The sequence below is a fragment of the Geobacillus sp. WSUCF-018B genome (assembly GCF_002809985.1).
Lineage (GTDB): Bacteria > Bacillota > Bacilli > Bacillales > Anoxybacillaceae > Geobacillus > Geobacillus thermophilus.
Genome location: NZ_PIJF01000006.1, coordinates 31,874 through 45,518 on the forward strand (window position 1 = coordinate 31,874; position 13,645 = coordinate 45,518).

The window sequence follows — 13,645 nt, forward strand, 5'->3', positions numbered from 1 at the left end:
TGGCATAGGACGAAATGTGGGGGAACAGGATGAAAAACGTGATCATCATCGGGGCGGATTCGCGGGGAACCTCGTTGCTGAAACTGCTCCATGAAGCGTCAGGGTTTGACGTCGTGGCCGTCATTGATGTTGATGACAACGCCCCGGGGCTGCAATTGGCGCGCAAATGGGGCATTGCGGTTGGCCGCGACTGGCGCCCATGGATGGATGAGCCGCTTGATTTGATTATTGAAACGACCGGGAGGGCAGACGTTCTTGAGTCAATCCGCCAGCAGGCGCCCAAGGGGGCGAATATCGTTCCAAGCGCCGTCGCGCGAATGATGGCGGAGCTCGTCGAGGAAAAGGAAGCGCTCATCGCCAAGTTGAAAAGCGAGGCGGCCCGGCGCGCTCTCATCTTTCACTCGTCCCACGATGGCATGATTGTCGTTGATGAATATGCTTACATTACCGATATGAATGAAAGCGCCGCCCAGCTTCTCGGAGTGGACAAGGACGAGGTGATCGGCCGCCATATTTTATCCGTCTTGCCGTCAAGCGGCTTGCCGCGCGTGCTGAAAACGAGGCAGACGGAATTTCATCAAGAGGTGGAGCTGGCCAACGGGAAAAAAATTATCGCCACCCGCATCCCGATTATTGACGACAGCGGCAAATTGTTCGGGGCGTTGGCGGTGTTCAAAGATATTACCGAACTCGTCGCATTGGCGGAAGAAATCACCGACCTAAAGGAAATCCGCATGATGCTTGAGGCGATCATCCATTCATCAGAAGAAGCGATCTCTGTCGTTGATGAAAACGGCAACGGCATTTTAATCAATCCGGCGTATACAAGGCTGACCGGTTTGACGGAAGAGGATGTCATCGGCAAACCGGCGACCGCCGACATCGCGGAAGGGGAAAGCATGCATATGCAAGTGCTCAAAACGCGCCGTCCGGTGCGCGGCGCGCGCATGAAAGTCGGCCCCAAAAACCGCGATGTCATCGTCAATGTCGCTCCGATTATCGTTGACGGAGTGCTCAAAGGAAGCGTCGGTGTCATTCATGATGTATCGGAAATCCAGCGGCTGACGGCTGAACTCAACCGGGCGCGGCAAATCATCCGCACGCTTGAAGCGAAATATTCATTTGCGGATATTATCGGCGAATCGGAAGAAATGAAAGTGGCCATTGAACAGGCGAAACTGGCGGCGAAAACACCGGCGACGATTTTGCTGCGAGGGGAATCGGGCACAGGCAAGGAGCTGTTCGCCCACGCCATTCACAACGCGAGCGACCGGAAGTATAACAAGTTTATCCGTGTCAATTGCGCCGCGATTCCGGAAACATTATTAGAAAGCGAACTGTTTGGCTATGAGGAAGGAGCGTTTTCTGGTGCGCGGCGCGGCGGCAAGCGCGGGCTGTTTGAAGAGGCGAACAACGGCAGCATTTTCCTCGATGAAATCGGCGAGCTGTCGGCCAGCACGCAGGCGAAGCTGCTCCGCGTTTTGCAGGAGCGGGAGATCGTTCGCGTCGGCGGGACGAAGCCGATTCCGATCAACGTCCGCGTCATCGCCGCCACGAACGTCAACCTTGAAAAAGCGATTGCCGAAGGAGCCTTTCGCGAAGACTTATACTATCGGCTCAATCGGATGCCGATTTACATCCCGCCGCTGCGCGCCCGCAAGGAAGACATTCCAGCGCTTTGCCGGCATTTGATCCAAAAGCTGAACCAAGATTACGGGCGCAACGTCGAAGGTGTCACGGATGAAGCGATGGTGAAGCTTCTTGCCTATGATTGGCCAGGAAATGTCCGCGAGCTCGAAAACGTGCTCGGGCGGGCGATGATTTTCATGAAGTTTCATGAAGTGATGATCGATATTTCGCATTTGCCGCCGCTTTCCGCGCCGTCGGCCGCGCCGTCGGTTCGCCCCGAAACGGAAGGGGAGTTCCGGCCGCTTGACGAGATGCTTGGCCGGTATGAAGCCCAATTGCTCGAAGAGGCGCTCCGGCGTCATCGCGGCAATAAAACAGCAGCGGCCCGCGCGCTCGGCATTTCGGTGCGCAATTTATACTACAAGCTTGAAAAATACAACATTGACAAAAACAGCGTGCAATAATTTGCGTATAGTGAAAAAGATTGCACAAACGAACTTCAACAGCCTTTATTTCATAAAGCGCTTTCACGTATTGGTGATTGGCATGGTTTTTGCATATAAAGAAGTGCCTCGACGGATTGGCAGAAAAGGTTGGTGCAGACGATGAAGTTGAACACATTAATCGAGGAAGCAAGTCAATGTCAAGGTCGGACGGTGGCCGTGGCCGCCGCCGAGGATGAGGAAGTGATCGAAGCGGTGGCGATGGCGCTCGAGCATCGCCTCGGCCGGTTTGTGCTGTACGGAGACCGGGAGCGAATCGGACGGTTGCTCAAAGAAAAAGGGGGGGCGCGTTTTGCCGATGTCGACATCGTTCACGCCAATTCGGTCGCCCAAGCGGCCGAACTGGCGGTGCGCGCCGTTCATTTGAATGAAGCAGATGCCTTAATGAAAGGGCACGTACCGACGGCAACCTTGCTGAAAGCCGTCTTGAACAAAGAATACGGGCTGCGCACAGGAAAGGTGTTGTCCCATGTCGCGGTGTTTGACGTGCCGGAGTTCGAACGGCTGGTCATCGTGACCGACGCGGCCATGAACATCGCCCCCGATCTCGAGCAAAAAGTGCAAATTGTGAACAATGCCGTCAGCGTGGCGCGTTCCATCGGCATCGAGCGTCCGAAAGTCGCGGCGCTGGCGGCGGTGGAGACGGTCAATCCGGCCATGCCGGCAACCGTCGATGCAGCGGCGCTCGCGATGATGCAAAAGCGGGGGCAAATCGAACATTGCCTGCTTGACGGGCCGCTTGCCTTGGACAATGCAGTGTCCATGACGGCGGCGAAGCATAAACGAATTGAAAGCGAAGTGGCTGGACAGGCTGATATTTTGCTCGTGCCGGACATTGAATCCGGCAACATGTTGTACAAGTCGCTCGTCTACTTTGCAAAAGCCAAAGTCGGCGCGGTCATCGCCGGGGCGAAGGCGCCGATCGTCTTGACGTCGCGCGCCGACTCGGCGGAAAGCAAACTGTATTCGTTGGCGCTCGCCATCTGTTCGGCAGCGAAATGAAAAGAAGGAGGCCATCTGAGATGGAATTGTTCAAATATATGGAAACTTACGATTATGAGCAAGTGCTGTTTTGCCAAGATAAAGAATCGGGTTTGAAAGCGATCATTGCCATTCATGACACAACGCTCGGCCCGGCGCTCGGCGGGACGCGCATGTGGATGTACAATTCGGAAGAAGAAGCGCTTGAAGACGCCTTGCGCCTCGCCCGCGGCATGACGTACAAAAACGCGGCCGCCGGCCTCAACTTGGGCGGGGGCAAAACGGTCATCATCGGCGACCCGCGCAAAGATAAAAACGAAGCGATGTTCCGCGCGTTCGGCCGCTTCATTCAAGGGCTGAACGGCCGCTACATCACGGCGGAAGACGTCGGCACGACCGTCGCCGATATGGATATCATCTATCAAGAAACCGACTATGTCACCGGCATTTCGCCCGAATTCGGCTCATCCGGCAACCCATCGCCGGCGACCGCCTACGGCGTATACCGCGGCATGAAGGCGGCGGCAAAAGAGGCGTTCGGCAGCGATTCGCTCGAAGGAAAAGTCGTCGCCGTCCAAGGAGTCGGCAATGTCGCGTATCATTTGTGCCGCCATTTGCACGAAGAAGGAGCGAAACTCATCGTGACTGACATCAACAAGGAAGCGGTGGCGCGCGCGGTCGAGGAATTCGGAGCGAAAGCGGTCGACCCGAACGACATTTACGGCGTGGAGTGCGACATTTTTGCTCCATGCGCGCTCGGCGGCATCATCAACGATCAAACGATTCCGCAACTGAAAGCGAAAGTGATCGCCGGATCGGCGAACAACCAGCTGAAAGAGCCGCGCCATGGCGACATCATCCATGAAATGGGCATCGTCTATGCCCCGGATTATGTGATCAACGCCGGCGGCGTCATCAATGTCGCGGACGAACTGTACGGCTACAACCGTGAACGGGCGATGAAAAAAATCGAGCAAATTTATGACAACATCGAAAAAGTGTTTGCCATCGCCAAGCGCGACAACATTCCAACGTATGTGGCCGCCGACCGGATGGCAGAAGAACGGATTGAAACGATGCGCAAAGCGCGCAGTCAATTTTTGCAAAATGGTCACCATATTTTAAGCCGCCGTCGCGCCCGCTAACAGCGGCGCGGGGCGGCCTTCCGCCCCGCCGGCGGATGACGGAGGGACGACAACGATGCAAGAGCAGAAGTTCCGCATTTTAACGATCAATCCAGGTTCGACGTCAACGAAAATCGGCGTCTTTGAAAACGAACGGCCATTGCTCGAAAAAACGATCCGCCATGAGGCGGACGTGCTTCGGCAATATAAAACGATTGCGGATCAGTATGAGTTCCGCAAACAAACGATTTTGCAAGCTCTCGATGAAGAAGGGATCAATTTATCGAAGTTGAACGCCGTCTGCGGCCGCGGTGGGCTCCTCCGCCCGATCGAAGGCGGGACGTACCGCGTCAATGAGGCGATGCTTGAAGATTTGCGCCGCGGTTATTCGGGACAGCACGCCTCCAATCTCGGCGGCATTTTGGCGCATGAGATCGCCTCGGCCTTAAACATCCCGGCGTTTATCGTCGACCCGGTCGTCGTTGATGAGCTTGAGCCAATCGCCCGGATCAGCGGCTTTCCGCTCATTGAGCGGCGCAGCATTTTCCACGCCCTAAACCAAAAAGCGGTCGCGCGCCGCGTCGCCAAGCAGCTTGGCAAGCGGTATGACGAACTGAACTTGATCGTCGCTCATATGGGCGGCGGCATCACGGTCGGCGCCCATAAGCAAGGGCGGGTGGTGGACGTGAACAACGGGCTTGACGGCGAAGGCCCGTTCAGCCCGGAGCGCGCCGGGACGGTGCCGGCCGGCGATTTGGTGGCGCTATGCTTCTCGGGCGACTACTATCGCGAGGAAGTGATGCGCATGCTCGTCGGTCAAGGCGGACTTGTCGGGTATTTGGGCACGAACGATGCGGTGAAAGTCGAGAACATGATCGAAGCCGGCGATGAAAAGGCCAAGCTCGTCTATGAGGCGATGGCGTACCAAGTGGCGAAAGAAATCGGCGCGGCAAGCGCCGTATTGGCGGGCAAAGTGGACGCCATCATTTTGACCGGCGGGTTGGCGTATGGCAAATCGTTTGTCGAACAAATCACTCGCCGCGTGCAATGGATCGCCGATGTCATCGTCCATCCGGGCGAAAACGAACTGCAGGCGCTTGCCGAAGGGGCGCTTCGCGTCCTGCGCGGCGAAGAAGAGGAAAAAACGTATTTAGGTGAAGCGGCCTCGCCGGTTTCAGTCCGGCGTTGATGCGGCAACGGATGAGAAAGGGGAAGACAAGATGGCAAAAGAATACGATGTCGTCATTCTCGGCGGCGGCACGGGTGGCTATGTGGCCGCTATTCGCGCCTCGCAGCTCGGCTTGAAAACGGCGGTTGTCGAAAAAGGGAAGCTCGGCGGCACGTGTCTGCACGCCGGCTGCATTCCGTCCAAAGCGCTGCTCCGCAGTGCGGAAGTGTACGCACAAACGAAAAACGGCGAGGCGTTTGGCGTCATCGCCGACGGCGTGCGCCTTGATTTCGCGAAAGTGCAGGCGCGCAAAGCGACGATTGTCGACCAGCTCCATAAAGGTGTGCAGCATTTGATGAAAAAAGGGAAGATCGATGTGTACGCCGGCACCGGCCGCCTGCTCGGCCCGTCGATCTTTTCCCCGCTGCCGGGGACGGTGTCGGTTGAGATGAACGACGGCAGCGAAAACGAAATGCTCGTCCCGAAATTCGTCGTCATCGCCACCGGTTCGCGCCCGCGCACGCTGCCGGGGCTCGAGCCGGACGGCGAATTCGTGATGACATCGGATGAGGCGCTGCAAATGGAGGTGCTTCCGTCGTCCATCTTGATCGTCGGCGGCGGTGTGATCGGCATGGAATGGGCGTCCATGCTTAATGATTTCGGCGTTGACGTGACGGTGCTGGAATATGCCGATCGCATTTTGCCGACAGAAGATGAAGATGTCTCAAAAGAAATGGAAAAACTGCTCCGCCGCCGCGGCGTCAACATCGTCACGGGAGCGCGGGTGCTCGCGGAAACGCTCGAGAAAGGAAACGGCGTCACGATCCAAGCGGAGCATCAAGGCGAGCGGAAAACGTTTGCGGCCGACAAGATGCTCGTTTCCGTCGGGCGTCAGGCGAACATTGAAGGAATTGGTCTTGAAAACACCGAAATTGTTGTGGAGAAGGGATATATTCAAACAAACGAGTTCGGCCAAACGAAAGAATCGCACATTTACGCAATCGGTGATGTCATCGGCGGCCTGCAGCTGGCCCATGTCGCTGCCCATGAAGGGATTGTCGCCATTGAACATTTAGCCGGGCATAACCCGGCGCCGATTGACTACACGATGGTGCCCCGCTGCATTTACACCCGTCCGGAAGCGGCGGCGGTTGGCTTAACCGAACAAGAGGCGAAAGCGAAAGGCTATGATGTCAAGGTCGGCAAATTTCCGTTTAAAGCCATTGGCAAGGCGCTTGTGTTCGGTGAGGCGGAAGGGTTTGTGAAACTCATCGCCGACCGGAACACGGACGATCTGCTTGGCGTCCATATGGTCGGGCCGCACGTGACCGATTTGATTTCCGAAGCCGGGCTCGCCCGCGTGCTTGATGCGGCTCCGTGGGAAGTGGCCCATGCGATCCACCCGCATCCGACGCTGTCAGAGGCCATGGCGGAAGCGGCGCTGGCGGTCGATGGCAAAGCGATTCATTTTTAGTTCGTGGCGGCATGAGCTCGGCGCGTGATCATTGGTTGACTATGTAAATCTAAGGGAGGTTGTTGTGATGGCGCAAAACCGTCATCAAGCGCTCGGATTAAGCGATGACACGGTGTTGGAAATGTATGAAACAATGCTTCTCGCCCGCAAGCTCGATGAGCGGATGTGGCTGTTAAACCGCGCCGGAAAAATTCCGTTCGTCATCTCGTGCCAAGGGCAGGAAGCGGCGCAAGTCGGCGCGGCGTTCGCCCTCGATCGGACGAAGGACTATGTACTGCCGTACTACCGCGATATGGGGGTTGTGTTGACATTTGGCATGACGGCGAGAGAATTGATGCTGGCGGCGTTCGCCAAGGCGGAAGACCCGAACTCCGGAGGCCGGCAAATGCCTGGCCATTTCGGGCAAAAGAAAAACCGGATCGTCACCGGCTCCTCGCCCGTGACGACGCAAGTGCCGCATGCGGTCGGCTTTGCGTTAGCGGCGAAAATGGAAAAGAAAGATTTTGTCGCTTTTGTCACCTTTGGCGAAGGGTCGTCGAACCAAGGCGACTTCCATGAAGGGGCAAACTTCGCCGGTGTTCACAAGCTTCCGGTCATCTTCATGTGCGAAAACAACAAGTACGCCATTTCCGTGCCGATTTCGAAACAACTCGCGTGCGAAAAAGTGTCCGACCGCGCTGTCGGTTACGGCATGCCGGGCTATACGGTCGACGGCACCGATCCGCTTGAAGTATACCGCGTCGTCAAGGAAGCGGCCGACCGCGCCCGCCGCGGCGAAGGGCCAACGTTGATTGAAGCGGTGACGTATCGGCTGACGTCGCACTCGTCGGATGACGACCATCGCGTCTACCGGACGGAAGAAGAGCTCGCCGAGGCGCGCGCCAAAGACCCGATCATCACATTTGCCAACTATTTGAAAGAAACGGGCGTTTTGACCGATGAACGGGATGAAGAAATTCAAGCGCGCGTCATGAAGGAAGTGAACGAAGCGACCGACTACGCGGAGAAGGCGCCGTACGCCGAGCCGGAGCATGCGCTTCGCTACGTGTATGCCGAGGAGTAAGGGGGAATCGACGATGCCTGTTATTTCCTATATTGATGCGGTTACGATGGCAATTCGCGAAGAGATGGAGCGCGACCCGCGCGTGTTTGTGTTAGGAGAAGACGTCGGCCGAAAAGGCGGAGTGTTCAAAGCGACGCAAGGATTGTACGAGCAGTTTGGCGAAGAGCGCGTGATTGATACGCCGCTTGCCGAATCGGCGATCGTCGGCGTCGGCATCGGCGCGGCGATGTACGGTCTGCGCCCGATCGCGGAAATTCAGTTTGCCGACTTCATCATGCCGGCGGTCAACCAAATCATTTCGGAGGCGGCGCGCATTCGCTACCGCTCGAACAACGACTGGAACTGCCCGATCGTCATCCGCGCCCCATACGGCGGCGGTGTTCACGGTGCTCTGTACCATTCTCAATCGGTGGAAGCGATTTTCGCCAACCAGCCGGGGCTGAAAATCGTCATGCCGTCGACGCCGTACGATGTGAAAGGGCTGCTGAAAGCGGCGATTCGCGACGAAGACCCGGTGCTCTTTTTCGAGCATAAACGCGCTTACCGCCTCATTAAAGGGGAAGTGCCGGAGGACGACTACGTGCTTCCGATCGGCAAAGCTGATGTCAAGCGTGAAGGAGAGGACATCACGGTCATCACGTACGGGCTGTGCGTCCATTTTGCCTTGCAGGCGGCCGAACGCGTCGCACAAGACGGCATTTCCGTCCATCTGCTCGATTTGCGCACCGTCTACCCGCTTGACAAAGAAGCGATCACCGAAGCGGCGAGCAAAACGGGGAAAGTGCTGCTCATTACGGAAGACAATAAAGAAGGCAGTGTCATGAGCGAAGTCGCCGCCATTATCGCGGAGCATTGTTTGTTTGATCTCGACGCGCCGATTATGCGCCTTGCCGGTCCAGACGTTCCGGCCATGCCGTATGCGCCGACGATGGAGAAGTTCTTTATGGTCAACCCGGAAAAAGTCGAAAAAGCGATGCGTGAACTCGCGGCGTTTTAATGTAGGAGCAGTGGAGGAGCGGAGAACCCCGGTCCGCAGCGGAGCGCGCCAAGCCTTGAGGCGAACCGCAGGCGGCCGGGGCGCCGCGGCGAAGACATTGCAGCCAAGATAGGAGGGTATCGATGTGGTCATCGAACAATTGACGATGCCTCAGCTTGGGGAGAGCGTCACGGAAGGCACGATCAGCAAATGGCTCGTCTCCCCGGGCGACAAAGTGAACAAATACGACCCGATCGCTGAAGTCATCACCGATAAAGTGAGCGCGGAAATTCCGTCGTCGTTTGCCGGCGTCATCCGCGAGCTGATCGCCAAAGAAGGGGAGACGCTCCCAGTCGGCGCGCCGATTTGCACGATCGAAGTCGAAGGCGCTGCACCGGCTTCGGAAGCGAAGCCGGCGGATGAAGCGCCGAAAGCAGAAGACAACGCCAAGCCAGCCGCTCCGAAAAAGGCCGGCCGGGCAAACAACGGCCGCTATTCGCCGGCCGTGCTCCGCCTCGCCCAAGAGCACGGCATTGACTTGGAACAAGTCCAAGGCACCGGCCTTGGCGGGCGGGTGACGCGCAAAGATTTGCTGAAGCTCATTGAGTCTGGACAAATTCCGAAAGCGGGAGCGGCACCGGCGGCGGAACAAGCGGCGCCAAAAGCGGAACCGAGAACGGAGCAGCCGGCCCCGGCCGCCGCGGCGGCTCAACCGTCTGCCGCGGCCGCGCCAACCGCGCCGCAGGCAGCGCCGATCAAACTAGCGGCCCCGAACGTCGAAGCCGGAGCGGGCGACATCGAAATTCCGGTCACCCCGGTGCGCAAGGCGATTGCGGCGAACATGCTCCGCAGCAAACACGAAGCGCCGCACGCGTGGACGATGGTCGAAGTCGACGTCACCGACCTGGTCGCCTACCGCGATGCGATCAAAGACGAGTTCAAGCGGCGTGAAGGCTTCAATTTGACGTATTTCGCCTTCTTCGTCAAGGCGGTCGCCCAAGCGCTGAAAGAATTTCCACAGCTGAACTCGACGTGGGCGGGCGATAAGATCATTCAGCGCAAAGACATCAACATCTCGATCGCCGTCGCGACCGATGACGCCTTGTTCGTGCCCGTCATCAAGCACGCCGATGAAAAAACGATCAAAGGCATCGCCCGCGAAATCGCCGAGCTGGCGGCAAAAACGCGCGCTGGCAAACTGCGCCCGGAAGACATGCAGGGCGGCACGTTCACCGTCAACAACACCGGCGCGTTCGGCTCGGTGCAGTCGATGGGCATTATCAACTACCCGCAAGCGGCCATTTTGCAAGTGGAAACGATCGTCAAACGACCCGTCGTCAAAAACGGCATGATCGCCATCCGCGACATGGTCAACTTATGCTTGTCGCTTGACCATCGCGTCTTGGACGGCCTCATTTGCGGCCGCTTCCTCGCCCGCGTCAAAGCGATTTTGGAAAACATGAACAAAGACAACACGCCGATTTATTAACGATTCCCCCATCGCCATCGAGTTGGCGGTGGGGTTTTTGCATGGCGCGATTTCAAACTTCTTTCACAAATGTGAGGTATAATGAGGACAGAAACGAACGTGCGAAGGAGAAAAACGAGATGAAACGAGCGAGCGTATGGATGCTGTTGTGTTGCTTCTTTCTGCTAAGCGGCTGCGTCCATCCGTCGTTTCCCCCGGTGGCCGATTCGCTTTCTGTCGTCATCAGCCTCGATGTCAAAGCGGGAACGGTCACCTTTTTGAACGCGAAAAATGGCAGCAAAATCGCCCGTTGGAACATCAATGAACCGTTTCAAGGAGGGGCGTTGAGCCCAGACGGCCGGACGCTTCTTTTGTACGGACGGGAGCTTGACGGCGTATATCGGTATGATTTGGCGACGGGAAAGCCGCTTTCAGAGTGGAAAACGGGAAGCGGCATCGTCAGCGCGGCCCCGTCCCCGGATGGCCGTACGTGGTTTTTCGGCGACAGCGAACATCACGCGGTGCGCGTTGTGAGCCGGGGCGGGAAAGAGATCGCCCGCCTTTTGGTCGGACGCTCCCCGATGACGCTGCTTGTCAATCGCCAAGGAACGGAGCTGTATGCCATCGACTTTCAAGACGGCCGCGCCTTTGTCATTGATGCAAGCCGCCTCCGCGTCATTCGCTCATTTTCGGTGCCGAAGATGGCGTTAGGTGGATTGATGCGCGAGCAGCAAGGGGAATTGTGGGTCGGCGGACATGGAAGCGGAAGCAAGGTGGAGACCAATATCCATGTCTATTCACTTCGAGACGGCCGCTTGTTGCGGACGGTTGCTGCGCCGGTCATGCCGGTCGATTTCGTCGAAACAGGCCGCGGCGTGTTTGTGCTAAGCCACGGTTCGAACACGGTCTATCAATTTTCGCCAAGCGGGAAGCGGCTCGGCTCCATCTCTGTCGGCGCCAATCCATTTGCGATGGAAGCGGCGTTGGGCCGTTTGTATATCGCGAGCTATGACAGCGATGAAATGATCGTGGTCGATGAGGCGACGCTGCGCCCGCTCGCCCGCTGGAAGACGGGAGACGGCCCGCTGCAGCTATTCATTCGGGAGGGACGGACATGAAGGAGCGCGTTGTTTTAATGGTGGATGATGAGGAAGACATGCGCCTGCTCGTTGGCATGTATTTGGAAAACGCCGGCTTTCGCTGCCTCGAAGCAGGGGACGGGGAAGAAGCGCTGGTGCTGCTTTCGCAACATCCGGTTGATGCCGTGCTGTTGGACGTCATGATGCCAAAACAGGACGGATTCGCCGTCTGCGCCCGCATCCGCGAGCAGTCGGACGTGCCGATTTTGTTTTTGACCGCTCTTGGCGAAGAATGGGATAAAGTGAAAGGATTGAAGCTTGGCGGCGACGATTACATCGTCAAACCGTTCAGCCCAGGAGAGCTCATCGCCCGCCTCGAGGCGGTGCTGCGTCGGACCGGTCGTGGTTTTGAACATGAGGGGCATCTCCGTTTTGGCAACCTGGCCATTGATGAAAAAGGCCGAACCGTGACCGTCGGCGGCGAGGCGGTGAAGCTGACGCTGAAAGAGTTTGAGCTGTTGCTGTTTTTGGCGAAACACCGCGGACAGGTGTTCAGCCGCGATGATTTGCTCGTCAAAGTGTGGGGATATGATTATACAGGAAACGCCCGCACGGTCGATACGCATGTGAAAACGCTGCGTATGAAGCTGAAAGACGCTGCCCGCCACATCCAAACCGTCTGGGGCATCGGCTACAAGTTTGAGGGATGAACATGAAACGGCTTCGGTTAGGACAAAAACTATGGCTGGCGATCGGGGCCGCGGTCGTGGCGACGCTGGCGTTTTCCTTTGGCCTTCTGAATTATTTTTACCGGACGGTGTACATGAAAGAAGTTGAGCGAACGTTGATCGCGGAAGGGACGAGCCTCGCCCGCGACTATCGCGGCGGGGCGGTGACGGAGGCATATCGCCGTCAAATCGAATGGTATGACGAAAAATCAACGGCCACGATCTTGTTGATTGACAACCCGCGCGAACTGAGCGCCTGCTTTCCGTTTCCGGTCCACTATGACGCGTTAGTCAGCGGCCGCGACCGGGAAACGCTGTTAGCCGGGAAGCCTGTTGTCAAAACGGGATACGAAAAGCGGTTCGGCCGCCGCGTGATGGCGGTCGTCGTTCCGCTTTTGGACGGCAAGCGGCTTGAAGGAGCGATTTACTTGTATTTGCCGTTAGCCGACGTTCAGGAAGCAACGAAGCGGGCGGCCGCCGCGTTTTGGCCGTTGGCCGCCATATTCGCCGCCGCGCTTTTGGTTGTCGGCCGACGGATGGTGCGGCAGATGACCGAGCCGCTCCAAGCGATGGAACAAGCGGCAGAACGCATGGCGGAAGGACGCTACGAAGCGGACATTCCCGTGCGGAGCGATGATGAAATCGGCCGCCTGGCGGAGGCGTTCAACCAAATGGCGGACGCCATTGCTAAAGAAGACGAGCGGAAACGCGAGTTCTTAGCGAACGTCTCGCATGAGCTGCGCACGCCGCTCAGCTATATGAAAGGATACAGCGAAGCACTCCTTGCTGGCCTCGCGAAAACGAAGGAAGAAGAAAAGGCGTACCTTCGCCTCATCCACCGCGAAACGGAGCGGATGGAGCGGCTGGTGCGCGATCTTCTTGACCTGGCGCGCCTTGAAGGGCAAAGCGTGCCGCTCGAGCGCGCGCCGGTGGCGTTCGCCCAAGTGATCGAAGATGTCATCGCCACGTACGAACCGATCGCCGCGCAAAAGCGGATCGAGCTGGCGTGTGAGTTGGACTATGACATCATCGTCAACGGCGACGCCGACCGGCTCGAACAAGTCGTGCGCAACTTGCTCGACAACGCCATCCGCTACACCCCGGAAGGCGGCGCGGTGACGGTGCGGCTTTCCCGCTTGTCGGAAGCGGAAGGCGAGCTTGTCATCCAAGACACGGGAAAAGGAATTCCGAAAGACCAGCTCCCGCTTCTCGGCCAGCGCTTTTTCCGCGTCGACCGCGCCCGCACCCGCAAAGAAGGCGGCACCGGCTTGGGGCTTGCCATCGTCAAACAAATCGTCTCTCTTCATGACGGCGCGATTTGGTTCGACAGCGACCTTGGACGCGGGATGACCGTATTCGTCCGCCTGCCGCTCGTTCGGGAAGAGGAATAAACATCGTTCAAGACACAGGAATGGATGATGTATAATCAATATAAAATTAGGAGGCAGGTGG

General features: G+C 57.5%; 11 protein-coding genes. All 11 read left to right on the forward strand.

Features of this window, described 5'->3' with window-relative positions; genetic code table 11:
* Positions 1-29: 29 nt before the first annotated feature.
* The 11 genes from CV944_RS03235 (at position 30) to CV944_RS03285 (ending at position 13,584) form a co-directional block, all read left to right on the forward strand.
* Positions 30-2,093 carry a sigma-54 interaction domain-containing protein gene (locus tag CV944_RS03235; protein ID WP_100659110.1) on the forward strand — a complete coding sequence of 688 codons (2,064 nt, stop codon included), beginning with the start codon at positions 30-32 and terminating at the stop codon, positions 2,091-2,093.
* A gap of 141 nt (positions 2,094-2,234) precedes the next feature.
* Positions 2,235-3,134, forward strand: coding sequence for a phosphate butyryltransferase (yqiS, locus tag CV944_RS03240; RefSeq protein WP_047818681.1), 900 nt, complete (start codon positions 2,235-2,237; stop codon positions 3,132-3,134).
* 20 nt (positions 3,135-3,154) lie between these two features.
* Positions 3,155-4,258: a leucine dehydrogenase gene (locus CV944_RS03245; protein ID WP_033009431.1), complete on the forward strand. Its 1,104-nt coding sequence runs from the start codon at positions 3,155-3,157 to the stop codon at positions 4,256-4,258.
* 55 nt (positions 4,259-4,313) lie between these two features.
* Positions 4,314-5,426 carry a butyrate kinase gene (gene buk, locus CV944_RS03250; RefSeq protein WP_100659111.1) on the forward strand — a complete coding sequence of 371 codons (1,113 nt, stop codon included), beginning with the start codon at positions 4,314-4,316 and terminating at the stop codon, positions 5,424-5,426.
* A 31-nt stretch (positions 5,427-5,457) separates the two neighbouring features.
* A complete protein-coding gene (gene lpdA / locus CV944_RS03255) occupies positions 5,458-6,879 on the forward strand; it encodes a dihydrolipoyl dehydrogenase (protein WP_100659112.1) in 1,422 nt (473 codons plus the stop codon).
* A 67-nt stretch (positions 6,880-6,946) separates the two neighbouring features.
* Positions 6,947-7,942: a thiamine pyrophosphate-dependent dehydrogenase E1 component subunit alpha gene (locus CV944_RS03260; RefSeq protein WP_033009435.1), complete on the forward strand. Its 996-nt coding sequence runs from the start codon at positions 6,947-6,949 to the stop codon at positions 7,940-7,942.
* Positions 7,943-7,955: 13 nt separating this feature from the next.
* Complete coding sequence (locus tag CV944_RS03265; RefSeq protein ID WP_100659113.1) at positions 7,956-8,939, forward strand: alpha-ketoacid dehydrogenase subunit beta; 984 nt, start codon at positions 7,956-7,958, stop codon at positions 8,937-8,939.
* A gap of 124 nt (positions 8,940-9,063) precedes the next feature.
* Positions 9,064-10,407 (forward strand): dihydrolipoamide acetyltransferase family protein, encoded by a 1,344-nt coding sequence (locus CV944_RS03270; RefSeq protein WP_100659114.1) that lies wholly within the window; start codon positions 9,064-9,066, stop codon positions 10,405-10,407.
* Positions 10,408-10,526: 119 nt separating this feature from the next.
* Positions 10,527-11,504: a YncE family protein gene (locus CV944_RS03275; RefSeq protein WP_100659115.1), complete on the forward strand. Its 978-nt coding sequence runs from the start codon at positions 10,527-10,529 to the stop codon at positions 11,502-11,504.
* Positions 11,501-12,175 (forward strand): response regulator transcription factor, encoded by a 675-nt coding sequence (locus CV944_RS03280; protein ID WP_100659116.1) that lies wholly within the window; start codon positions 11,501-11,503, stop codon positions 12,173-12,175. The genes CV944_RS03275 and CV944_RS03280 overlap by 4 nt, the downstream gene beginning before the upstream one ends.
* 2 nt (positions 12,176-12,177) lie before the next feature.
* On the forward strand, positions 12,178-13,584 hold the full coding sequence (locus tag CV944_RS03285; RefSeq protein WP_031206535.1) for a sensor histidine kinase: 1,407 nt from the start codon (positions 12,178-12,180) through the stop codon (positions 13,582-13,584).
* Positions 13,585-13,645: the final 61 nt, after the last annotated feature.